2 protein-coding genes are annotated in these 1,869 nt (G+C 63.3%); both read left to right on the plus strand.

The genetic code is table 11. From position 1 onward, the window contains the following. A partial coding sequence (locus EN969_RS29290; RefSeq protein ID WP_164758600.1) for a class I tRNA ligase family protein occupies positions 1–908 on the plus strand: 908 nt, incomplete at its 5' end. Then, positions 895–1,473: an LPS assembly lipoprotein LptE gene (lptE, locus tag EN969_RS29295; protein WP_013529029.1), complete on the plus strand. Its 579-nt coding sequence runs from the start codon at positions 895–897 to the stop codon at positions 1,471–1,473. The genes EN969_RS29290 and lptE, both read left to right, overlap by 14 nt. The last annotated feature ends 396 nt before the right edge of the window (positions 1,474–1,869 follow it).

A 1,869-nucleotide genomic window follows, 5' to 3' on the forward strand; every position in this document is an offset into this window, starting at 1 on the left:
TCAAGGGCCTGTTCACGCAAGGCATGGTGGTGCACGAAACCTATCGTGTTGGCTCGGCATCGAACGGCCGCTGGCTGGCGCCCACCGAAGTTCGGCTGGACGACGTTGACGGCAAGCGCAGCGCCATCGAGATCGCCACCGGCGAGACCGTCTCCATCGGCCCGCTGGAAAAGATGTCGAAGTCGAAGAAGAACACTGTGAGCCCGGAAGACATCACCGATGGCTACGGCGCCGATACGGCGCGCTGGTTCATGCTGTCGGATTCGCCTCCCGAGCGCGATGTCGAGTGGACCGACGATGGCGCCGCCGGCGCGCATCGCTTCATCCAGCGCATCTGGCGCCTGGTGTCGACGGCGGCCGAAACACTGGCCGGCATCAAGCCCGTGGCGGCCAGCAGCGGCGAGGCCGCGGTGGTTTCCAAGGCCGCGCACAAGATACTCAAGGCGGTCGGAGAGGATATCGAGAAGCTCGCTTTCAACCGCGCCATCGCCCGCATCTACGAACTGGCCAACGCGCTGACCACGCCGCTTAACGAGGTGGCAGAAGGCAAGGCCGATGCAGCGCTGAAAGGCGCCTGCCGGCAGGCGGTGGAGATTCTCGTGCATCTGATCGCGCCGGTCATGCCGCATCTGGCCGAGGAGTGCTGGGCAACGCTCGGCGGCACCGATCTCGTTGCCGAACGGCCTTGGCCGGTCTTCGATCCGGCGCTGGTCGTCGACAACGAAGTCACCTATCCGGTACAGGTCAACGGCAAGAAGCGGGGGGATTTGACAATTGCCCGCGACGCGGACCAAGGTGCGGTCGAAAAAGCGGTATTGGCTCTCGACTTCGTGCAGAAAGCACTCGAAGGGAAGGCTCCGCGCAAGGTGATCATCGTGCCGCAGAGGATCGTCAATGTCGTTGCCTGATCGGGAAAAGACAGAGTTGAGCCATTTGCTGCGCCGCATGGCGCTTGCCGGCCTGATAGGTTCGCTCGCGCTTGTCTCGGCCTGCACGGTGCGGCCGCTCTATTCGAGCGCGCCACTGTCGGGTTCGCAGGCCAGTGCCAGTGCCGAACTGGCGTTGATCGGCATCAAGCCGGTCAATACGCGTTACGGCCAACAGGTGCGCAACAATCTCATTTTCGGGTTTGGACGAGGCGCCGGCGAGCCGGCCTCGCCGGCCTATTCGCTCAATCTCGGCGTGACCGAAGCGGTCGAGTCCGCGGCACTTGTGCAGGTCGGAACCGACGAAGACGAGCCGACCGCCGGTTCCGTGACGCTGACCGGCAGCTATACGCTGGCCGATGCGAAGACCGGCGTGGTGATCGCATCCGGCAAGCGTTCGATCACCTCGTCCTTCGACAGGCCGCGTCAGGAATTCGCCGCATACCGGGCGCAGATCGACGCCGAGAATCGCGCGGCGCGAGAGTTGGCGGAAGCGCTGCAGCTGTCCATTGCCCAGGACCTTGTCCGGCACGGCAAGACCGGCTAGCGCACCTCATCTGCTTCACGAAAACGGTCTGGCGCCCCAGGCATGACGGGATGATCGTGGGATCATGACCAGATTCCCGAACAGAGCCAGATTCTGAACAGAGATTGGCCGAAGAGACCCATCGGCCTGCTATGGCACAGCGAGTAGATCGCGCCACCGCGGTGGGTGCGGCGAGGCGACGATCGTGCCGCGTCGCTCGCGAAGATTTTGGCGCTCAGGATCGTAGGCGACCCATCCGGGAAGCAACTGTTAACCACTCGCTCCCTATTGCTCGGCAGACATTTCAGAGTGAGTCTTGAGAATGGAAGCCAAGCGTTTTTCCCGGGTCAATTTGTCGACGGCCGCACCGCCTGATGATCCCGAGGGGAAGCGCTTCGAGAGCATCGGCGACAGGGG

It is taken from the genome of Mesorhizobium sp. M7A.F.Ca.CA.003.01.2.1 (assembly GCF_003998945.1).
In the GTDB taxonomy this organism is placed as follows: Bacteria; Pseudomonadota; Alphaproteobacteria; order Rhizobiales; family Rhizobiaceae; genus Mesorhizobium; species Mesorhizobium ciceri.

Bases quoted from the DNA above. Each gene is read 5' to 3' on its own strand.
- lptE (WP_013529029.1), top strand. From the start codon at position 895: ATGTCGTTGCCTGATCGGGAAAAGACAGAGTTGAGCCATTTGCTGCGC.